The sequence below is a fragment of the Sphingosinicella sp. CPCC 101087 genome, from assembly GCF_004151485.1.
In the GTDB taxonomy this organism is placed as follows: Bacteria; Pseudomonadota; Alphaproteobacteria; order Sphingomonadales; family Sphingomonadaceae; genus Allosphingosinicella.
Genome location: NZ_SBFF01000006.1, coordinates 238,087 through 257,643 on the forward strand (window position 1 = coordinate 238,087; position 19,557 = coordinate 257,643).

Consider the following 19,557-nt stretch of genomic DNA (forward strand, 5'->3'; position numbering starts at 1 on the left):
GCACGCATGTATCCGCCTAGCCGGCCGAGCCCGCAGCGGCCTCGTCTGCCGGCCCCGGCTCCCACCCGAACACCGACCGCCCGCCATATTCCTGAGACCGCCGTCGCTCCTCGGCGACGAAAGCGGAGAAAGACGGACCCGCGGTGTCGTCGCGCTCGAGCCGCCGCGCCTGCGCGTCCAGGCGCCTGATAGCGCCCAGCTTCTCCTCACTCCCGAGCTTCGCCTTTTCGACCGCGGACTTGAGCACCGCGATGGTTCGATCGAACGCTCGGGTCGGCACCGGGTACGGGTGCCGGTCCTTCCCGCCATGAGCGAGCGAGAATCGTGCCGGATCGGCGAAGCGGCACGGGGCGCCGTGGATGACTTCGGCGACCATGGCGAGCGAACGCACCGTGCGTGCGCCGACGCCCGGCACCATCAGCAGCTCGGGAAAATCCTTCGGGCCGGCTTCGGCGGCAGCCGCGAGCGTGCCGTGGAGGCGCCGGAGAATCACGTCATCGGGCCGCAGCTCGTGACGATCGGGCAGCACCAGGTCGGGCAACATGGGCTCGACAGCCGCTCGATCGTCGATTCCGCGCGGCGAAGCCGGCCAGGCAAGCATGACCGCCTCGCGCGCAAGCTTGTCCGGTCCGAGGTCCTCCAGCAGGTCGAGCTGAGCGCGGCGCGACGCCGCGGCGCGCCGGTCGGCGAGGTTGACGATTTGCCCTTCGTTGCGCCCTTCGATCGCGGCGTGCGGCGCGTCGACGAAACTGGTCAGGCCTTCCGACAGCCAGTGGTAACGTCGCGCGCGTCGGCTCTCTCCATTCATGCCCTGCTGCACGACCGTCCATTTGCCGTCATCGGCGACGATGAAGCCGTGGAGGTAGAGTCCGAACCCGTCCTGCACCGCCGCGCTGTCGACCTTGGCGACCAGCCGGCTCGCATTGGCGAGGCCAGCACCGTCGAAGCCAGCCCGCTCCCCGGCCTGCACCAATTCCTGCGGCGTTCGGCGCGAATGACTTCCCCGCCCGCCGCAGACCTGAAGGCCGAGCTCGCCGGCCAGCGGATTGAGGCCGCGCTTCAGGGCGCCGATGACGCTTGTGGTGATTCCCGACGAATGCCAGTCCATCCCCATCACGGCGCCGAACGACTGGAACCAGAAGGGATGGGCAAGCCGCCGCAGCAGCTCGTCCCGGCCATAATGGTGGACGATTGCCTCGGCCATCACCGTCCCGAGTCGCGTCATCCGCTGCCCCAGCCAGGCTGGAACCCGGCCGCCGTGGAGGGGCAGGTCGGCACTTCCGGAACGCTTGGACATCCGCGACACCTTAAGGAACAATTGCCGAACAGGCTAGCAGAGACGATGGCCTTTGCCCAATCGGAATCCGGGCGTCCGGACGCGCCATCAGCGCGGGAGACTCAGCCTCCCTGCAGCTGGTGCCGCCGCATCGCATGCCGCAGCTGATCGTAGCTGAGGCTCAGCGCCGCTGCCGCCGCGCGCTGATTCCAGCGGCATTTCTCCAGCGCGGCCGAGAGGATCGCTTTCTCATACTCGGCCACCGCCAGACGGAAATCGCAGCAAGCGTGCGGATCGTGGGCCGCTGAAGCCGCCACACCGCCATTCGCCGGGCCGGAAACATTCTCGTTGGCGGCCGCGGCCAGGGCCGTTTCGGGCTCGCTGGCCGAAGACTTGGCATAGGCTGGAGCCCAGGGCGACTCGAACGGATCGAAAGTGATATCCTCGATCGGCCCCTCCTGACCGTCCCAGCGATAGACCGCGCGCTCGATCACATTCTTCAATTCACGCACATTGCCGGGCCAAGCGTATCCGAGCAGCTTCGCCATCGCCTCGTCACTGAACTCCGGCCAGCTCTCCCAACCCAGCTCCAACGCCATCCGCCGGCCAAAAAAATCGGCGAGCACCGGAATGTCGCTGTGTCGATGCCTCAAGGGCGGCAGGGTCACGACCTCGAAGCTCAGCCGGTCAAGCAGGTCGGCGCGGAACCGGCCCTGATCGACCAGGCGCGGTAGGTGCTCGTTCGTCGCCGCTACGATGCGCACGTCCACCCGGACCGGTCGACTCGATCCGATGCGGGTCACGTCACCATATTCGATCGCCCGCAGCAGCCGGTCCTGCGCCGGGCTCGACAAGGTCGCCAGCTCGTCGAGGAACAAGGTTCCGCCATTCGCTTCTTCGAATCGGCCGGGCCGCGCCTTGGTCGCGCCGGTGAAGGCGCCCGCCTCATGGCCGAACAATTCGGCTTCGATCAGAGTCTCGGGCAAGGCTGCGCAATTCATGATAATGAGGGGACCGTCCCAGCGCGAGGAGAGGTGGTGGAGTCGTTCGGCGATCAGTTCCTTGCCGGTGCCGCGCTCGCCGATCACCAGCACCGGCCGGTCGAGCGGCGCCGCCCGGCTCGCTCGTTCGACGGCGTCGAGAAAGGACGACGACTGGCCGACCAGCTGGACGTGATGCTCCATGTTCATGCCTCGCGCGCCGGTAGGTTCGACCGGCGATCCGACCACTTATTGGGATATTTCACCACCTCTTGGCAAGCTCTAAATGGCTTTTCCACCTTCCGAGAGGCTGGTTTTCGGCAGTTTTCCGCGGTTCCTGTGACTTGGCACGCCCCCTGCTTAGTTTCCCACGTCACCGCCGATGGTCGGTGGGACGTGAACGCAAACCAGGTTGAGGAGACCGGATATGTTCAGCACCGAAGTCTTTCTCGCGTCGCCACGGCCGCAGTCGGCGCGCTCGTCCTTTCGACCCTCTCGGTCGCAGCCGCGGTCGGTCCGGCCCAGTCGGCCGGCTCCCCTGCTGCAGCCTACGCCATGATCGACAACGGCACCCGTACGCATGGCTGAGCCGGACCCCTTCCGGGTGGTGGTCGGGCCCGGGGAGCTCATCCGGATGAGCTCCTCGCGCAAGTCTGGCCCTTCCCGTCCGGCACGGCCTTATGTTTCAACCAAGGAGTTCTTTCCCATGGGCATCTTTTCGCGGACGCGCGATATCATTGCCGCCAACGTCACCGACCTGCTCGACAAGGCCGAAGATCCGGCCAAGATGATCCGGATGATCATCCTCGAAATGGAGGAAACCCTGGTGGAGGTTCGCGCCTCCGCCGCCCGTACCATCGCGGATCAGAAGGAGATGCGCCGGCAGATCACCAAGCTGGACCGGCTCCAGGAAAGCTGGGTCGAAAAGGCCGAGCTCGCTCTGTCCAAGGGTCGCGAGGACCTCGCCAAGGCGGCCCTGTTCGAAAAGCAGAAGGCGGCCGACATGGCCGACCAGCTCAAGGCGGAGATCGAGGTCCTCGATGACGCGTTGCGCGCCTCTGAGACCGACATCGCCAAGCTGCAGACCAAGCTGCGCGAAGCCCGCGCGCGCCAGAATGCGATCGTGACGCGGATGGAGAGTGCCCAGAACCGCGCCCGCCTGCGCGAGCTCTATTCAGGTCCCAAGGTGGACGAGGCCTTCTCACGCTTCGACGTGCTCGAGCGCCACGCCGATCTCGCCGAGGGCCATGCCGACGCGATGAGCTTGGGCGGCCCGCCCAAGACGCTCGACGAGGAGATCGCCGAGCTCAGGAACTCGGAGAAGGTCGATGCTGAGCTGGAGGCGCTGAAGGCGTCGCTCGCCAAGCGCACCAACGGCGGCGAGGCCGCGAGCAAGGAAGGCTGATCAGATGGAGGATATCCTCGTCCCGATCTTCGTCGTCGGAATGCTCTTCATCGGGTTACCGTGGATCGTGTTCCACTACATCACGCGATGGAAGACGGCGGCGACCCTCACGACCGAGGATGAGAATCTCCTCGATGAACTGCACGACCTCGCCCGTCGACTCGACGAGCGGATGAACACGATCGAACGCATCATCCAGGCCGAGAATCCGAACTGGCGCTCGGTCGCGTTCGATCCGGTCGACACCGCGCTCGAGGATCGCAGCAACCGCATCCTGGAAGCCGGCCGCCTCGAAGCCGACCGGCTCGGATCCGGCCGCATGTCCAATCGCCCGCACAGGAGGAATTGATGACCGGCGCGCGAACCCGCTTCTATCTCGACAAGCAGAACGCCAAATGGTCGGGCGTCTGCGCCGGAATCGCCGATTATACCGGCATGGACGTCACCCTGGTGCGCATCGGCATGGTCCTGCTCACCATCTTGGGCGGATTTCCCTGGACGTTGATCGCCTACTGGATCGTCGCCGCAATGGCTCCGAGGAAACCGCTCGAGCTTTACGAACAGGATCCGGCCCAGCAGAAGTTCTGGCAGGGCGTTCGCGCCAATCCGCGCCGCACCGCCCGTGACGTCCGCTCGCGCTTCCGCGACATCGACCGCCGCCTCGCCGACGTCGAGGCCTACGTCACCAGCTCCAACGGCCGCCTCGCACGGGAAATCGAGGAGCTGCGCTGATCGCGCTGAAAAAGAGGGGAAGGAACAGATGGGTTTCGGAGGTCCGTTTTTCGTCATCGCGATCGTGCTGATCGCCACCGCGGGCTGGGTGATCACCACCTGGCTCAGGATCAAGCATGGCTATCCGCTGACCGACGATTGGGGGAATACGGTCCATCCGGTTCCCGGACCCGACGCGACCCGTCAGACGGAGCTGCTCGCGAGCGAGAACCAGAAGCTGCGCGGCCAGGTCGGCCGGCTGGAGGAGAGGATCGCCGTTCTCGAGCGCATCGCCACCGATCCGGCGGAGCGCACCGCGCGTGAGATCGACAAGCTGCGCTAGGCAATTGAAGGAGTATTGCCGATGTCTTGGGGAGGTCCCGAATTCGTTCTGGCGATCATCGCGATCAGCACGCTCGGCTGGCTGGGGAGCAGCTGGATACGGGCTCGGCACGGTTACCCGCTCGAGAATGAGTGGAGCGGGATGACGTTCAAGGACGACGTCGCCGCCGGAGCGCGCGAGGTCAAGCGGCTCGCCGTGGAGAATGGCGAGATGAAGGCGCAGATCGGCCGGCTTGAGGAGAGAATACGGGTGCTGGAGCGGATCGCCACCGACAAGGGCTCGGCGCTCGCAGCCGAGATTGACGGCCTTCCCGATCTCTCGTCCCGCCCGCTCGAACGTTTGAATCGCCAGTCGGAAGGGAGCCTGCAGCCATGAACTTTCCATTCGAAACATTCGCCCCGGTCTTCGCCCTCGTCGGGATCGCCGCGGTGGCCGGCTGGGTGTTCGTCACCTGGCTCAGGATCAAGCATGGCTATCCGCTCGACGGCGTCTGGGGCCAGGCGGTCTATCCGAAGAAGATGGACGAGGAGGCGATCGAGCGGATCAAGCTGCTCTCCACCGAAAATGCTCAGCTTCGCGCCGAGCTCGGATCGGTGAAGGACCGACTCGCCAATGTCGAGCGGATCGTCACGGACGACACGCACAGAATCACCCAGGAGATCGAGGCGCTGCGTTCGCCCAGTCACTAAGGAGTCGCGCAATGTCGCCGTTGCCTTCAAGCTGTTCGCGCTATTCATGGCCCTGGGCGTCCCTTGCCTGTTCGTGAAGGCCTGATCGCTCATGAACCTTGGATCGACCGCTGCGAGCCGCGCATGGGGACACGATGATGACGGGGAGAAAGCGGCAATATGCGGCTCCCAGGAGCCGCTCGAGCAGCGGGTACGGTGCTGGAGCGCATCGTCACCGAAAAGGAAATCACCGGCCGATGAGATCGAGAAGCTGCTCGACCGACCCTCGCCCCGCCCCGTTCAGAAAAGGAGCTTCTGAGTGATCGACAATCCGTTCGAAATGGTAGTCCTGATCGTCCTGATCATGGCGATCGCCGGGGTCATGCGCGCCAAATATAAGAGCCATCGCACTGCTGATTCGCAGATCGAGTCGGCCGAGACCGGCCAGCTGCGCGAGGAGGTACGCAAGCTGAAGGACCGGGTCGCCGTGCTCGAGCGGATCGCCACCGACAAGAACCACCTGCTCGAGCAGGAATTCGAGCGGCTGCGGGACAGTTGAGTCAGCAATGTCGAACCCGTTCGTCCTGCTCGTCCTGTTTGGCACCGCAACGATCGCCATCGCGATTGCCACGGCGGCGGCATTTCGGATCTGGCGCGATTGGCTCGATCTCAAGCGGGCCGGGATGCGCCGGGATCCACCGGGCAGCGCGGGTTGCGAGATCACGGACCTGCGTCAGCGCATCCGCCGCCTTGAATCGATTGCCGACGGCGAGGTCTGAGTGGGACCATGCTTGTGCCGCATCCTCGCACTGGCTGAATGAGCACTTCAAATGGCGATGCCCCAACCCGAGAGAACGGCGCGCGTGGCAATTGCTAGTCGGAGGAGGTGACGCGGCGGCCCGGCGACACTAAGTCGCAGCCATGGCCTTCCAATCGCTACGCGACGTCTATTCCGATTACGAGCTGCTCGAAGCGGACGACCGCTACCGGCTGCTGATCGATCTCGGCCGGCAGCTCGAGCCGATGCCCGACCCCCTCAAGACCGACGCCACCCTCGTACGCGGCTGCTCGGCCGCCGTGTGGGTCTATCCGATACCCGCCGAGGACGGGCGGCTCCATTTCCTCGCCGACAGCAATGCGGCGATCACCAAGGGAATCGTTGCCCTGGTGCTGCTCGCGGTGCAGGATCGTACGCCCGAGGAGATTTTGGCGACGGACATCGAGGGCGAGCTCGCCCGATTCGATCTGGGCCATCAATTGAGCTCGAACCGCGCCCAGGGAATTCCCAACATGATCGCCCTGGTTCGCGAGACGGCGCGCCGGCTTGCCGAATGAGCGGGGATGATCCGCGCGACGACCAACGCTTCGATCCGGAACGATTTATGAGCTATGTGCGTCAGGTCGGCCACGGCGGCGCGCTCGGCATCGCTTATCGCGATCATGGCGACGACTGGGCGGAGCTCGCGCTTCCCTACGACGAGCGCCTCGTCGGAATGCCGGCCAGCGGGATCATCGCTTCTGGCCCGATCATCAGTCTGATGGACATGGCCACCAGCCTCGCGATCTGGGTCAGGATCGGCCGTTTCCGGCACCAGGCGACTCTCGACCTTCGCGTCGATTATCTGCGGCCGGCGATCCCCGGTCGCACGCTGGTCGGCCGCGGCGAATGCTACGGTCTTACCCGAAGCGTCGGCTTCGTCCGCGGCACGGCCCATGACGGCGACCCGGCCAGCCCGGTCGCCCATGTCGGCGGCACTTTCATGTTCACGGACTGACGCCCTGGTCCTCCCACCACTTCGCGGCAGGCCCCTCCCCCGAACCGGAGATGGCAGCGGAGATGCCTATCATTGCCTCCCCCTTCGGTGGAGAAGGAGGGACGTGCACGGCGCAGCTGGGCCGGAGGGCAAGGGGCGTTAAGCCGCGCTCCGCCTTTCTTCCGCCTTGCGCAGCACCTCATAGGCAGCCTGGATCGCCTGGAAGCGCGCGAGCGCCTCGGCATCGTCGGGCTTGAGGTCCGGATGGTGCGCCTTGGCGAGCCGCCGATAGGCGACGCGTATATCCTCGAATCCGGCGTCGGCGTCGAGTTCCAGAACGTCCAGGGCACGCATCTCGTCTCGGCTGCGGCTGCCGTCGCCCGGCCCGCCCCAGCCGTAATGGCCGGCCTGGCGATAGCCGTCGGCGCCGCGCCTTTCCTCGGCTTCGCGCGCGGCGGCATCCTCGGCGGTCAACCCTTCGAAATAGTTCCAGCCACGGTTGTACTCGGCGGCGTGCCGCTCGCAGAAATACCAGCGCTCCCGGCTGTTCGGGGATTTGGGCGCAGGCCGGTCCCCCGGCTCGTCGCAGCCGTGGCGGTCGCAGGTCCGCACCGGCTCGGCCTCGCGAGTCGATCCGTAGCCTCGCCAGCGGGGAAAGCCCCAGTCGTTCGATCGCGTCGCTTTAGCCATAGATATGCTCACCCTACTCGGCTCCCGCGGCAAATTCACGGGGCGATCGGAAAATTTTCCGCCTCACGCGCGGGAAAGAAGGCCAGAGGGTCTGTAAGCCGGGTTCTGTCCTCCGCCGCTGCCGAAACAGAGACGAAGGGACGGCCATTCCTCTAGGAAGCGGATCGCTCCGCTCCTCCAGCAACCAACCCGGGCGACGAGGCTGGAACGAAGCCCAAATGCCGCCCCTATTCGGTCTTGCTCCCGGTGGGGTTTACCGTGCCGGCTTCGTTGCCGAAGCCGCGGTGCGCTCTTACCGCACCCTTTCGCCCTTACCGGCCCAAGCCTAAGCGAAGGCAGGCGGTCTGCTTTCTGTGGCACTTTCCCTGGGGTCGCCCCCGCCGGGCGTTACCCGGCACCGTCGTTCCAAGGAGCCCGGACTTTCCTCGCCTCGCTTGCGCGAGCCGCGGCCGTCCGACCCTCTGGCTTGCTTTAGATAGTACCGATTGCGACGGCGGCCAACCCGTTCCAGCACCCATCCTTCAGAGGATGTGCCCGCGCTCGCGGTCGAGAAGGAGTTGGAGCAGTATGGCGCGGCATTCGCCATCTGTCTCGCCGTCGACCAGCTCGGGACGGAAGCGCCGCTGAAAGGCGGTGACCGCCGCCTCGGCCTCCCGAACGTCATAACCATAACGCTCCAGCGCCAGCAGGAAGCCGCCGTCGGTCCAATGCGGATCGACCAGATCGCGGGCCGGCCGCGCCACCGCCAGGCCGTGGCGAGCGAGCAGGCCCCAATCGAACAACTCGCCGGGATCCTGCTTTCGCGCAGGCGCCACATCGGAATGGCCGACCACATTGGCGCGCGGCACCTGGTGGCGGCGCACGATCCCGGCCAGCAACGGCAGCAGCGAATCCATCTGCGGACGTGTGAACGGACGGTATCCGAGTTCGTGGCCGGGATTGACGATCTCGATCCCGACGCTGGCCCCGTTCACATCGTGCATGCCCCTCCAGTAGGAACGGCCGGCATGCCAGGCACGCTTGTCCTCCGGCACCATGCGCAGCACCTGGCCGTCTTCGGCGATGAGGTAGTGGCACGATACCCTCGCCTCCGGATCGCGCAGCCGGTCGATCGCCGAGGCGGCATCCGACATTCCGGTATAATGAAGGACGACGATCGAAACCGGTTGGTCGCGCTCGTCGAAATTGGGCGACGGACAGTCGATGATATCGTCCATGCACCTTTACCGCGCGAAAGCCGAAGAAGGTCAATCCCTCGCAACCGCTCCAGAGCGGGGAGAGATCGTTGCCAGGCGCTAGGCCACGCGCACGGCCTGCGCGCCGCCGGCCGACACGGGGATGTACAGGCCGCGATTCTCCGGGTCGGAGACGAACCGGTCGGTCTGGCCGATCACCGTCTCGCCGGCGCCGAGCATCAGACTGCCGTCCGGCGCGATCGCCTGAGCGAGACGGGTGAAGGCGAGCCGGCGCATCTCCGTGGTGAAATAGAGGAGGACGTTGCGGCACAGCACGATGTCGAACCGGCCGGGACGCGGTGGCGGGTCGCTGATGCTCGCCTGCTCGAACCGGACCGCCTGGCGCAGGGCCGGCGCGACTTTCCATTCACGACCGCCCACTTCCTCGAAATAGCGGATCATCTGCATCACGGGCAGCCCCCGCTGTACCTCGAACTGGGAATAGACGCCGCCGCGGGCCCGTTCGATCGCCCGGCGCGACAGGTCGCTTCCGACGATCTCGATCTTCCAGCCCTGCCAACGCGTCTTCTCGTCGAGGAAGTTCATCGCCAGCGAGTAGACCTCCTGCCCCGTCGAGCAGCCTGCGCACCAGATGGCCAGCCGCCGCTCGCGTGAGCGGGCGAGCTCCAGGCGCCGGATCGGCCCTCCGAACAGCAGGTCGAACGGCAGCTTGTCGCGGAAGAAATAGGTCTCGTTGTTGAGCAACGCTTCAATCACCGCCTCGGTCAGAGCGGGATCGCGACCAGAGACCAGCCGGGCGACGAGCTGGTCGATACTGTCGAATTCGCGCTCTCGCATGATCGACGTGAGCGCGCTGTCGATCCTCCAGCGCCGGCTGAAGGTGATCTGCTGACCGGTCCGCGCCTCGAGCAGGCTGGACAGGATGCGCTGGGAGGATTGGCTGATGTCCACGCGCGTCAGGCCCTCGATCGCTCGGCGATACGGCGCGCGAGATCGCCCGGCGGAAGGACGGCGCAGGCTAGCCCCTCTTCGGCGACCACACGCGGCATCCCCCAGACGGCGGAGCTGAGCTGGTCCTGGGCCAGCATTGCGCCGCCCTTCTCGATGAGCCGGCGGCTTCCGATCAGGCCGTCACGGCCCATCCCGCTCAGCATCACGCCGACCCCTGTGCCGCCATAGGCTTCGGCAACCGAGGCGAGCATGGGGTCGACCGACGGCAGGCAGCCCGACGGCGCGGCCTTGCGATCGAGACGCACCCGCACTTCGTTGCGCTGGCGGACAATGCACAGATGGGCGTCCCCGGGCGCGACATGGACCATGTCGTCGACGAGGGGGCGGCCTTCGATAGCCACGCAAGCGGGCCGGCCCGAGGCGGTCTCGAGCTGGCGCGCGAAGAAGGACATGAAGACGGCCGGAAGGTGCTGGGTGATTAAAATAGGCACGCCGATCCGGGCCGGGAGCGCGCGCAGGAACTCGACCGAGGCATGAAGGCCGCCGGTCGAGGCGCCGAGCGCGACGCAGCCGATCGGAAGGTCAGGCATGGCGCGCAACCGCACCGGGGCGAAACCTGCCGCCGGCGGCGATTGCTGCCGGCTGGCGCGGCCGATTCGGCGCAGTTTGTCGGCAAGAACCTGGGAGAAGCGGCCGGCGAAGAAGCCGGTGCCGGGCTTGGGAAGGGTGTCGGCGGCGCCCTCCGCAAGTGCCCGTACGGCAACCTCCGCTCCATCTTCGGCCATCGTCGACACGATCAGCACCTGCGCGCCGTTGCCGGCTCGAATGATGTCCGGAAGGGCGTCCAGCCCGTTTGCCCCGGGCATCTCTACGTCGAGCAGCACGATGTCGACGCAGACCGTCCGGAGCGCGTCGATCGCCTCGCCGGCATTGCCGGCGAGCGCCACCACCTCGAAGTCGGGATCGGCCTCGACCATACGCGACAGCACGGCCCGCGCGACGGTCGAATCGTCGACGATCATCAGGCGGATCGGCGGCGAGCCGTCCCCTTCCGGGCGTCGCCGCCGAACGGGGACGACGGGGGCGTTCACGCGACGCCGACGATCTGCAGCTTGCTCTGAAGGGTCTCGCGATCGAACGGCTTCATCACATATTCGTCCGCACCGGCGGCGATCGCCGCGCGGATGTGCGCAATATCGTTCTCGGTCGTGCAGAACACCACCTTGGGCTGCTCGCTGCGCTCGGAGCCGCGCAGCGCCCGCAAGAACTCCATCCCGCTCATCACCGGCATGTTCCAGTCGAGCAGGATCACGTCGGGCATGCTGGCATCGCACCGGTCGAGCGCCTCGCGCCCGTCCTCCGCTTCCTCAACCGAGAAATTAAGGGTCTCGAGGATGTGCCGGGCAACCTTGCGGATCACCTTGCTATCATCGACGACAAGACAGCTTCTCATGTTTCAAGCTCCGTTGGCCGCGCCGCGCGCACGATGAGATCCTAATCCGAAAGAGGTAATCACAAGCTTAAGCGGCCTGCGCGGCCGGTCCGGCGATGATGAGATGCGGATCGACCAGCAGGAGCAGGTCGTCCTCGGCCTCGACCATGCCGATCGCGATGCGGTCCCATCCCGGGCCGACCGGAGCCCGGATCGGCACCGGGGGCCGCGCCGTCTCGACCACGTCCTCGACGGAATCGACCAGCAGCGCATAAGTGTGCCCGCCCGACGGCACGACGATCGCCTCGAGTAGCCCTTCGGCCGGCGAGCGGCCGAGTTCGAGCGCGGCGAGCCCGTCGATCACCGTCAGCACCCGGCTGCGCAGCGCCGACAGACCGGCGACGTGAACGGCCGCCCGCGGCGTCGGCGTGATTCCGTCCAGCTCGACCACGCCCTCCACTTCCGACGCCGGCAAGGCGACTCGCCGGCCGGCGAGGCGGATGATCAGAAGAAGATCAGGCATCGGTTTTCCCTGCCTTGCTGGCGCCGCGGCTCAGAGCGTCGACGAGGGCGGCCCGATCGTATCGATAGATGCTATTGTCGTTCTCGCCGGAAAGTTCCGGCCGCGAGCGGATGCGGAGCACCTCGGCGGCGGAGACTCCGGCTTCCGCTTCGTTGTCGTCGCTGGCGATCAGAATGTCGGCAGCGACCCCCGCCCCTGCGGCGACGACCCGGTAGCCGAGGCTCTCGATCAACGGCCGCAGCATGTGATCCATCCACGGATCGCCGCTCGGAAGTGCACAGACCGGCGGCGTTTCGCCTCCTCCGTCCGCGAGGCTGTCGGCGTAGGCGGCAAACAGCCAATAGGGATCGATCAGCTCGACCTGATCCTCGTCGATCAGCGCGACTCCGGCCACTTCGCCGGGCGAAGGCGCCGGCTTGAGGTCCAGCGCCAGCGAGCGGATGTCGACGACGTCCCCGAACCCGTAGGCGATTTCCGTCACGCCGTCGGTAAGCCTGAGGATGCGCAGCTTGCCTTCGGATGGTGGAGCGGCGCAGCCGGCGAGCGGCAGGAGATGGCCGCCGACCGAAACGCGCAGCTTGCCGGCGCTGAACCTTATCGTCTCGCTCGCCACGTCCTCGATCCGTTCGACGACCGGCACGGGTACCGCGCGCAGTGCGCCGTCGAGGCTACGGAACAGCAAGAGCGCCGTCTCGTCCGCTCCTTTCTGCGCGTCCGCCGTCGCGGCCAGGCGGCTCTCGGTCTCCTGCTCCCCGAAGCGGAAGCCCGCCTGGTTCGCCATTCCCGAGGGATCGAGCAGCAGGATCGGGCGGCCATCGTCGGCCAGGGTCGTTCCGGCATATAGCCCGGCGGCCATGACCGCCGGAGCCGCCGGCTTCACCACCAGCTCCTCATGATCGTGAACTGCATCGACGGCGAGCGCGTAGACGTCGCCGCCGGCGGGCTTGAGCATGACGATCTTCTTGTCCGAGTCCGCGGCAAGTGCCTCGACCTCGAGCAGGTCGGCAAGGGCGACGAGCGGCACCCGTCTCCCCCGCACTGTGGCGACGGTGGATTGGCCGATCCGATCGAGCTGGGTGGTGCGACCGGCGCGCAATATCTCCTCGATCGCGGAGCGCGGAATGGCGAAGATTTGGCCGCCGGCGCTGACCGTGAGCGCGGGGATGATGGTCAGCGTGAGCGGCACGCGGATACACAGCCGGACCCCCTCGCCGCGGCGCGAGTCGATGTCGACCAGGCCGCCGATCCGCTCGATATTGGCGCGAACCACGTCCATTCCGACTCCGCGTCCGGAAATGGCCGTGACCTCGCCGGCGGTCGAGAGGCCTGGCGCGAAGACCAGGCCGAGTTTCTGCTGCTGGGACAGTTTCTCCGCTTTGTCGGGAGCGATGATACCGGCGGAAAGCGCCTTGCGGACGAGCGCGTCGCCGTCGATGCCGCGGCCGTCGTCGACGACCTCTATGAGGATCTGGTTGCCTGCCTGGCGGGCGGATACGCGCAGATATCCGCTCGGCTCCTTCCCCGCCTTCGCACGCTGGTCCGCCGGCTCGATCCCATGGTCGATGGAATTGCGGATGATGTGGGTGAGCGGATCGCGGATCATCTCGATCATCTCGCGATCGAGCTCGACGTCGCCGCCGTCCACCTGCAGCCGGACCTGCTTGCCGAGCTCGGCCGACAGGTCGCGGACCATCCGCGGAAGTGCCGTGAACAGGCTGTCGATCCGCTGCATGCGGGTGCGGGTGATCGCGTCGCGAATTTCGCCGATGCACCCTGACAGGCGCTCGAACGCCGCCTCGACGGCCAGGTCGCGCTGCGTGTCTCGCAGCCGGCGTGCCAGCTCGTTACGCGCCAGCACCGCGTCGGATACTCCGCTCATCATCCGGTCGAGCAGGTCGACCGAGAGCCGGATGCTGCGCATGCCCTTCTTGATCTCGCTGGCGGGACCGGGCGGTTCGGCCTCGAGCGCCGGTGCCGCGGCCCGTCCGCTCAACGCGACGATCAGTTGCTCGTCATCCTCGCTTCCCAGCGCCTCTCCCGTCTCCAGCGCATGTACCAGCTCGCCGATCCGATCGATCACCGCGAGCACGGCACTCACCAGCGCCGCGTCGGCGATCCGTCGGCCGGACCGCACATCGGCAAGCACGTCCTCGGCGGCATGGCTGAGCTGCTGCAGGCGCGGGAGGTCGAAGAAGCCGCAATTGCCTTTCACCGTGTGGACGAAGCGAAAGATCTCGTCGAGCCGCGCCCGATCGCCGGGCTCCGTCTCCCATGCCACGATCGCCCCGGAAAGGGCCTGCAGCATGTCGCGCGTTTCCGCGAGGAAGTCGTTGATCAGCTCGTCCATGGCTCCGTCCGCTCTGCGCCGGCCCGTTATGCCGAGCCGCGGTAAACAAGCCGTTTACCGCCGCCGATCGAATGGCTCTGGACAAAGCCGTGGCGCAGAATTAATAACTGACCGGTCATTTATTTACAGGCAACGGATTTGACCGGCTCGACCGCTCCCAAATGGCGCAGACGCAAGGAAGCGCGCCCCGGCGACATCACCGCCGCGGCCCTCCAGGTCTTTGCGGAGAAGGGCTTCGCCACCGCGCGCATGGAGGAGATCGCCCGGCGCGCCGGCGTGTCCAAGGGCACGCTCTACCTCTATTTCGAGACGAAGGAGGACGTCTTCCGGGCCGTCGTGCAGGAAGCCGTGGTTCCCAATATCGAGGCGCTGCGCGGCGGCGTTCTTGCCCTGGACCTGCCTTTTGCCGACATCGTCCGACTTTTCCTTCCCAGGTTCGCCCAGATCGCGACGGACCTTCCGGTCGGCGCCGTGGCGAAGATGGTCATCGGCGAGTCGCGCAACTTCCCAGAGCTGGCGAAGGTCTGGCACGACCATGTCGTTTCACATGCGATCGCCATGCTCACCGCCCTCATCGAACGAGGCCAGCAGCGGGGCGAGGTTCGCTCGGGCGATCCGCGCCTTCACGCATTCTCGTTGATGGGCCCGATGATGCTCGGCGTGATCTGGCGCGAGACCCTGATGCCCGTGGGCGGCGCCCCCGTGGACCTCGCCGAGCTCGCCCGCCAACATTGCGAGACCGTGCTAAACGGCCTCGTGGTCGACGGCGGCAAGCCATGATCCGCCCGACCTTCGCCCTGACCGGCTGCACCGCCTTGCTGGCGGCCTGCACCACCGTCGGCCCCGACTACAGCGAGCCGGACCTGCCTCTGCCGGCGCGGTTCCACAATGCGGCCCCGGCGCCGGCGCAGGCGGACCTTGCCGCCTGGTGGAGGAAGTTCAACGATCCGATGCTCGACAGGCTGGCCGAGCGGGCGCTTGCCGGCAATTTCGACGTCCAGGCGGCGGCCGCCCGGATTCGCGAGGCACGCGCCCGCGAAGCCGTCGCCGGCGCGGCGGGACTGCCGCGGATGGACGCGAATGCCTCCGCCGCACACACGCGGATCAGCGAGAACGCCGTGTCTCCCGGAGACATAGGCGGCGGCACCGGCGGCCAGCCGGGCGGCCCGGCGATCGGCCTGCCCGGCACCGCTTTCGAGACGTACCGGCTCGGCTTCGACGCCTCTTGGGAGATCGACCTGTTCGGCGGGACCCGGCGCGCGGTGGAAGCCGCCCGCTCCCGCACCGGCGCCGCCATATGGGACGGGCGCGACCTTCAAGTGTCGACCGCGGCCGAGGTCGCCGACTCTTACCTGGCCCTTCGCGCGGTCCAGCAGCGCATCGCCATTGCCGAGGCCGATCTCGCCGCGCAGCAGCGGCAGGCGCAGCTGGTTCGCGCGCGCGCCGAGGGAGGTCTGATCGACGGGCTCGACCTTCGACAACAGCAGGCAGAGGTCGCCCGGGCCGCCGCGCGCATGCCCCCGCTCCGGGCGCAGGAGCGCGAGCTGATCCATGCCCTGGGAATCCTGACCGGGGCGGAACCCGGCGCGCTCTATGCCGAGCTCTCCTCACCCGCGGCCGTTCCGGCCTTGACGCCCGCCATTCCCGTCGGGCTGCCGTCGGATCTGCTCAGGCGCCGCCCCGACATACGCGAGGCCGAGCGCCAGCTGGCGGCCGCGACGGCCGACATTGGCGTCGCCGTCGCCGAACTCTACCCCCGGATTAGCCTGACCGCCGCGCCGGCTCTGGTCAGCCGTTCGCTCGCGAGCTTGCTCGAATGGGGCAGCCGCAACCTGAACGCGAGCGCCGGCCTCGCCTGGCCCCTGTTCGACGGCGGCCGAACCCGCGCCAACGTTCGAGTCGCCGACGCGCGCCAGGAACAGGCGCTGCTCGCCTATCGCGGCGTCGTGCTTCGCGCGCTCGGCGACGTCGAGAATGCGCTCAGCCGGTCGGCCGAGGGCCGGCGGCAGCTGGAACGGCTGGAAGAGGCGGGGCGCGCGGCGGCGGCGGCCGAGACGCTGGCGCAAGCGCGCTACCGCGGCGGCCTCGTCACCCTTTCAGACGTCCTCATTGCCCGAGGGCGCCGGCTCGACGTGGAGGAACAATTGATCGAGTCTCGCAGCAAGCTCGCCCGCGACACGGTCGCCCTCTACAAGGCCCTCGGCGGCGGCTGGACCGAAGCCGAGGGTGCTTCGGCAGCGGGAGACCGTCCGTGAAACGCGTCCCGATCGTCGTCGCCGCTCTCGCGCTGGTGGTGCTCGCCCTGGTGGCGACACGCATCTGGGGCGCGTCCGCCGATCAGCCCTATCTCTCGGGCTACGTAGAGGGCGAGACACTCTTCATGTCCGCGCCCGTGGCGGGAACCATCTCCACCATCGCGGTCCTGCAGGGGCGCCGCGTTCAGCCCGGCCAGCCGCTCTTCACGATCGACCCGGCGGCGCTCTCGGCGCAGGGCGAGCAGGCCGAGGCGCAGATCGCGCAGGCCCGCACCGGGGTCGCCGCTGCCGAGGCGACGGCCGACCAGGCCGAAGCGGAGGCCGCCGCCGCCGCGGCCCAGGCCGTCCGTGCGCGACAGGATCTGGACCGCTTCCTCGCCGTAGGCCGCGCCGATCCCGACGCCGTCGCCGGACGCGAAGTCGACGAAGCGCGGGCCGCGCTGCGTGAGGCGAATGCCCGCCTTGTGGCGGCGCGGGAAACGGCCGCCTCCCGACGCGCGCAGGTTGCCGCAGCCCGCGCGCAGGCCGCGGAAGCGCAAGGCGGCGCGCGCGAGGTCCAAATCCGCGTCGACCAGCTCGCGCCGGTGGCCCCCACCCCGGCCCGAGTAGAGCAGGTCTTCTTCCAGAATGGCGAGTGGGTGGCGGCGAACCAGCCGATCGTGAGCCTGCTCCCCGACGATCGGGTGAAGGTCCGCTTCTTCGTGCCCCAAGAGCAAGTCGCGCATTATCGGGTCGGACGCGTGGTCCAATTCTCCTGCGACGGCTGCCCGGCCGGGCTCGGCGCACGGATCAGCTATGTGAGCCCGCAGCCCGAATTCACGCCCCCGGTCATCTTCAGCCGCGAGACGCGCGACCGCCTCGTCTTCCTGGTCGAGGCCCTGCCCGCTCGTCCTGGCAGGCTGACCCCGGGCCTGCCGGTGGACGTCCATCCGCTCGGCGGCGGAGGCGAAGAATGACGCTGGCCATCGACGTCAGCGGCCTCGACAAGAGCTTCGGCGACAAGCACGTCGTCAAGGACGTCGCCATACAGGTCGAGCAGGGCCATATTTGCGGCTTCCTCGGTCCCAACGGCTCGGGCAAGACCACCACCTTGCGGATGCTTTGCGGTCTGCTGACGCCGGATTCGGGCAGCGGTGAGGTGCTCGGCCTCGATTTTCCGAGTCGTGCCGAGGAGATCAAGCGGCGCACCGGCTACATGACCCAGCGCTTCTCCTTGTACGAGGATCTCACGATCGAGGAGAACCTCACCTTCGTCGCGCGCGTCTACAGCCTGGACCGGGCCCGCGATCGGGTGGACGAATCGCTGGAAAAGCTCGGGCTTCAGCATCGCCGCCGACAGCTGGCGGGCCAGCTGTCGGGCGGCTGGAAGCAGCGGCTTGCGCTCGCCGCCAGCATTCTGCACGAACCGCGGCTCCTGCTGCTGGACGAGCCGACCGCCGGCGTCGACCCGCAGGCCCGCCGCGATTTCTGGCACGAGATTCACGGGCTCGCGGACGCAGGCATGACCGTGCTCGTCTCCACCCATTATATGGACGAGGCGGAGCGCTGCCACGAGATCGCGTACATCTTCAACGGCGAGCTCATCGCCCGGGGAACGGCGGAAGAGGTGATCGCCGAATCCGGACTGGTCACCTATGAAGCGGTGGGACCCCGCGCCGACCGCCTCGCCTCCGAGCTTGCCGGTGCGAGAGGGGTCGCGATGGTCGCGCCGTTCGGCCAGGCCCTGCATGTCAGCGGCACCGACCGAAAGGCGCTGGAGTCGGCCATCGCTCCCCACCGTCGCGAGCCCTATCGCTGGGCCGAGGTGCCGCCGACGCTCGAGGACGTGTTCATCCGGCTCATGGGCCGCGCCCAGGCCGAGCGGACCGCGGCGGCATGAACGGCTTCTCCGCGTCGCGGGTGATGGCGGTGCTCGGCAAGGAGTTCACTCAACTCCTGCGCGATCGGCTGACCTACGCCATGATCCTGGCCATCCCGATCGTCCAACTGCTGCTGTTCGGCTATGCGATCAACAGCGATCCCCGCCACCTGCCGACCGCCGTCCTTGTCCAGGATCAGGGGACCTTCTCCCGGTCGATCGTCGGCGCGCTGCAGCGCAGCGACTATTTCGATATCGTTCGGGACGCCCGCAGCCCGGCCGAGCTTCGAAGGCTGATGGAGCATGGCGAGATCCAGTTCGCGGTCACGATTCCCGGCGACTTCACTCGCCGGCTCGTCCGCCGCGACGGCGCGCAGATCCTGGTCGAAGCAGACGCTTCGGATCCGGCCGCAACGGGAGGCGCGGTGGCGGCGCTGGCAGCGCTCCCCGCTCATGCGCTCATGCACGATCTCAAGGGCGCAGTCGCACCGTCCCAAGGCACCGCTGCGCCGTTCGAAGTGGTCGTGCACCGCCGCTACAATCCGGAAAGCATCACCGCCTACAATATCGTGCCCGGCCTGCTCGCCATCGTCCTGTCGATGACGCTGGTCATGATGACGGCGCTCGGCGTGACCCGAGAGGTGGAGCGCGGCACGATGGAGACTTTGCTGTCGACTCCGGTGCGGCCGCTGGAAGTGATGGTCGGCAAGCTCACGCCTTATGTGCTGGTCGGACTCATCCAGGCCGGCGTCATCATCGGCATGGCGGGCCTCCTGTTCGACGTGCCCATGGAGGGGGGCTGGCTGGCGCTCGGACTCGGTCTCTTCCTGTTCATTGTCGGCAGCCTCTCGCTCGGCTTCCTGATCTCGACCGTCGCGCGAAATCAGTTGCAGGCGATGCAGATGGCCTTCTTCTACATGCTGCCGTCGATCCTGCTGTCCGGGTTCCTCTTCCCTTTCTCCGGCATGCCGGAATGGGCCCGAGCGATCGGCACGGCGATCCCGGTGACGCACATGCTCCGCGTCGTGCGAGGCTCGATGCTCAAGGGCCTGGATGTGGCGGAGAGCCTGCCCAGCCTGGCGGCGCTCGGCATCTTCGTCATCGTCATCGCGTCCGTCGCCATGGCGCGGTATCGGACGACCTTGGACTGAGACAGTTCAACTTCCGC

25 protein-coding genes and 1 other RNA gene are annotated in these 19,557 nt (G+C 67.3%); 16 read left to right on the forward strand and 10 right to left on the reverse strand.

Annotated elements, in window-relative coordinates:
- Nucleotides 1-16: 16 nt before the first annotated feature.
- Nucleotides 17-1,297 carry a DUF763 domain-containing protein gene (locus tag EKM57_RS11440; protein ID WP_129792631.1) on the reverse strand — a complete coding sequence of 427 codons (1,281 nt, stop codon included), beginning with the start codon at nucleotides 1,295-1,297 and terminating at the stop codon, nucleotides 17-19.
- 101 nt (nucleotides 1,298-1,398) lie between these two features.
- On the reverse strand, nucleotides 1,399-2,460 hold the full coding sequence (gene pspF / locus EKM57_RS11445) for a phage shock protein operon transcriptional activator (RefSeq protein WP_129792700.1): 1,062 nt from the start codon (nucleotides 2,458-2,460) through the stop codon (nucleotides 1,399-1,401).
- A 192-nt stretch (nucleotides 2,461-2,652) separates the two neighbouring features.
- On the opposite strand from pspF, the gene EKM57_RS22250 reads away from it, so the two are divergent.
- The 11 genes from EKM57_RS22250 (at nucleotide 2,653) to EKM57_RS11500 (ending at nucleotide 7,158) form a co-directional block, all read left to right on the forward strand.
- Nucleotides 2,653-2,844, forward strand: coding sequence for a hypothetical protein (locus tag EKM57_RS22250; RefSeq protein WP_129792632.1), 192 nt, complete (start codon nucleotides 2,653-2,655; stop codon nucleotides 2,842-2,844).
- A 118-nt stretch (nucleotides 2,845-2,962) separates the two neighbouring features.
- Nucleotides 2,963-3,661, forward strand: a complete 699-nt coding sequence (gene pspA, locus EKM57_RS11455; protein WP_129792633.1) for a phage shock protein PspA — start codon at nucleotides 2,963-2,965, stop codon at nucleotides 3,659-3,661.
- Nucleotides 3,662-3,665: 4 nt separating this feature from the next.
- Nucleotides 3,666-4,010 carry an envelope stress response membrane protein PspB gene (gene pspB, locus EKM57_RS11460; RefSeq protein WP_129792634.1) on the forward strand — a complete coding sequence of 115 codons (345 nt, stop codon included), beginning with the start codon at nucleotides 3,666-3,668 and terminating at the stop codon, nucleotides 4,008-4,010.
- Nucleotides 4,010-4,393: an envelope stress response membrane protein PspC gene (gene pspC, locus EKM57_RS11465; RefSeq protein ID WP_129792635.1), complete on the forward strand. Its 384-nt coding sequence runs from the start codon at nucleotides 4,010-4,012 to the stop codon at nucleotides 4,391-4,393. Before pspB ends, pspC begins: the two co-directional genes overlap by 1 nt.
- A 28-nt stretch (nucleotides 4,394-4,421) precedes the next feature.
- On the forward strand, nucleotides 4,422-4,715 hold the full coding sequence (locus tag EKM57_RS11470) for a hypothetical protein (protein WP_129792636.1): 294 nt from the start codon (nucleotides 4,422-4,424) through the stop codon (nucleotides 4,713-4,715).
- Nucleotides 4,716-4,736: 21 nt separating this feature from the next.
- Nucleotides 4,737-5,090, forward strand: coding sequence for a hypothetical protein (locus EKM57_RS11475; protein WP_243450996.1), 354 nt, complete (start codon nucleotides 4,737-4,739; stop codon nucleotides 5,088-5,090).
- Nucleotides 5,087-5,404, forward strand: a complete 318-nt coding sequence (locus EKM57_RS11480; protein WP_129792637.1) for a hypothetical protein — start codon at nucleotides 5,087-5,089, stop codon at nucleotides 5,402-5,404. The genes EKM57_RS11475 and EKM57_RS11480 overlap by 4 nt, the downstream gene beginning before the upstream one ends.
- Before the next feature lie 319 nt (nucleotides 5,405-5,723).
- A complete protein-coding gene (locus tag EKM57_RS11485; RefSeq protein WP_129792701.1) occupies nucleotides 5,724-5,942 on the forward strand; it encodes a hypothetical protein in 219 nt (72 codons plus the stop codon).
- A gap of 7 nt (nucleotides 5,943-5,949) precedes the next feature.
- A complete protein-coding gene (locus EKM57_RS11490) occupies nucleotides 5,950-6,162 on the forward strand; it encodes a hypothetical protein (RefSeq protein ID WP_129792638.1) in 213 nt (70 codons plus the stop codon).
- 142 nt (nucleotides 6,163-6,304) lie between these two features.
- On the forward strand, nucleotides 6,305-6,718 hold the full coding sequence (locus EKM57_RS11495) for a SufE family protein (RefSeq protein ID WP_129792639.1): 414 nt from the start codon (nucleotides 6,305-6,307) through the stop codon (nucleotides 6,716-6,718).
- Nucleotides 6,719-6,765: 47 nt separating this feature from the next.
- Complete coding sequence (locus EKM57_RS11500) at nucleotides 6,766-7,158, forward strand: PaaI family thioesterase (RefSeq protein WP_243450997.1); 393 nt, start codon at nucleotides 6,766-6,768, stop codon at nucleotides 7,156-7,158.
- 138 nt (nucleotides 7,159-7,296) lie between these two features.
- Here EKM57_RS11500 and EKM57_RS11505 read toward each other — a convergent pair whose 3' ends face one another.
- From EKM57_RS11505 to EKM57_RS11540, 8 genes are all read right to left on the reverse strand, one after another.
- Entirely contained in the window at nucleotides 7,297-7,827 is a 531-nt protein-coding gene (locus EKM57_RS11505) for a J domain-containing protein (RefSeq protein ID WP_129792641.1), read from the reverse strand.
- Between the two features lie 78 nt (nucleotides 7,828-7,905).
- An RNA gene (gene rnpB, locus EKM57_RS11510) (RNase P RNA component class A) lies at nucleotides 7,906-8,292 on the reverse strand.
- A 56-nt stretch (nucleotides 8,293-8,348) separates the two neighbouring features.
- Nucleotides 8,349-9,044 (reverse strand): N-acetylmuramoyl-L-alanine amidase, encoded by a 696-nt coding sequence (locus EKM57_RS11515; RefSeq protein WP_129792642.1) that lies wholly within the window; start codon nucleotides 9,042-9,044, stop codon nucleotides 8,349-8,351.
- A gap of 78 nt (nucleotides 9,045-9,122) precedes the next feature.
- Nucleotides 9,123-9,974: a protein-glutamate O-methyltransferase CheR gene (locus EKM57_RS11520; RefSeq protein ID WP_243450998.1), complete on the reverse strand. Its 852-nt coding sequence runs from the start codon at nucleotides 9,972-9,974 to the stop codon at nucleotides 9,123-9,125.
- Between the two features lie 5 nt (nucleotides 9,975-9,979).
- A complete protein-coding gene (locus EKM57_RS11525; RefSeq protein ID WP_243450999.1) occupies nucleotides 9,980-11,065 on the reverse strand; it encodes a chemotaxis protein CheB in 1,086 nt (361 codons plus the stop codon).
- Nucleotides 11,062-11,427: a response regulator gene (locus EKM57_RS11530; protein WP_129792643.1), complete on the reverse strand. Its 366-nt coding sequence runs from the start codon at nucleotides 11,425-11,427 to the stop codon at nucleotides 11,062-11,064. The genes EKM57_RS11525 and EKM57_RS11530 overlap by 4 nt, the downstream gene beginning before the upstream one ends.
- A gap of 67 nt (nucleotides 11,428-11,494) precedes the next feature.
- Nucleotides 11,495-11,929 carry a chemotaxis protein CheW gene (locus EKM57_RS11535; protein WP_129792644.1) on the reverse strand — a complete coding sequence of 145 codons (435 nt, stop codon included), beginning with the start codon at nucleotides 11,927-11,929 and terminating at the stop codon, nucleotides 11,495-11,497.
- The gene (locus tag EKM57_RS11540) at nucleotides 11,922-14,276 is read right to left on the reverse strand and encodes a chemotaxis protein CheA (RefSeq protein WP_129792645.1); all 2,355 of its coding nucleotides are present in this window, start codon (nucleotides 14,274-14,276) and stop codon (nucleotides 11,922-11,924) included. Before EKM57_RS11540 ends, EKM57_RS11535 begins: the two co-directional genes overlap by 8 nt.
- A 138-nt stretch (nucleotides 14,277-14,414) precedes the next feature.
- Between EKM57_RS11540 and EKM57_RS11545 the strand changes: the two genes are divergently transcribed.
- The 5 genes from EKM57_RS11545 to EKM57_RS11565 are packed head-to-tail and all read left to right on the forward strand — an operon-like array spanning nucleotide 14,415 to nucleotide 19,540.
- Nucleotides 14,415-15,056: a TetR/AcrR family transcriptional regulator gene (locus EKM57_RS11545; protein ID WP_129792646.1), complete on the forward strand. Its 642-nt coding sequence runs from the start codon at nucleotides 14,415-14,417 to the stop codon at nucleotides 15,054-15,056.
- Nucleotides 15,053-16,531: an efflux transporter outer membrane subunit gene (locus tag EKM57_RS11550; RefSeq protein WP_129792647.1), complete on the forward strand. Its 1,479-nt coding sequence runs from the start codon at nucleotides 15,053-15,055 to the stop codon at nucleotides 16,529-16,531. The genes EKM57_RS11545 and EKM57_RS11550 overlap by 4 nt, the downstream gene beginning before the upstream one ends.
- Complete coding sequence (locus EKM57_RS11555) at nucleotides 16,528-17,487, forward strand: HlyD family secretion protein (RefSeq protein WP_129792648.1); 960 nt, start codon at nucleotides 16,528-16,530, stop codon at nucleotides 17,485-17,487. Before EKM57_RS11550 ends, EKM57_RS11555 begins: the two co-directional genes overlap by 4 nt.
- The gene (locus EKM57_RS11560) at nucleotides 17,484-18,410 is read left to right on the forward strand and encodes an ABC transporter ATP-binding protein (protein ID WP_129792649.1); all 927 of its coding nucleotides are present in this window, start codon (nucleotides 17,484-17,486) and stop codon (nucleotides 18,408-18,410) included. The genes EKM57_RS11555 and EKM57_RS11560 overlap by 4 nt, the downstream gene beginning before the upstream one ends.
- Entirely contained in the window at nucleotides 18,407-19,540 is a 1,134-nt protein-coding gene (locus tag EKM57_RS11565) for an ABC transporter permease (protein ID WP_129792650.1), read from the forward strand. Before EKM57_RS11560 ends, EKM57_RS11565 begins: the two co-directional genes overlap by 4 nt.
- Nucleotides 19,541-19,557: the final 17 nt, after the last annotated feature.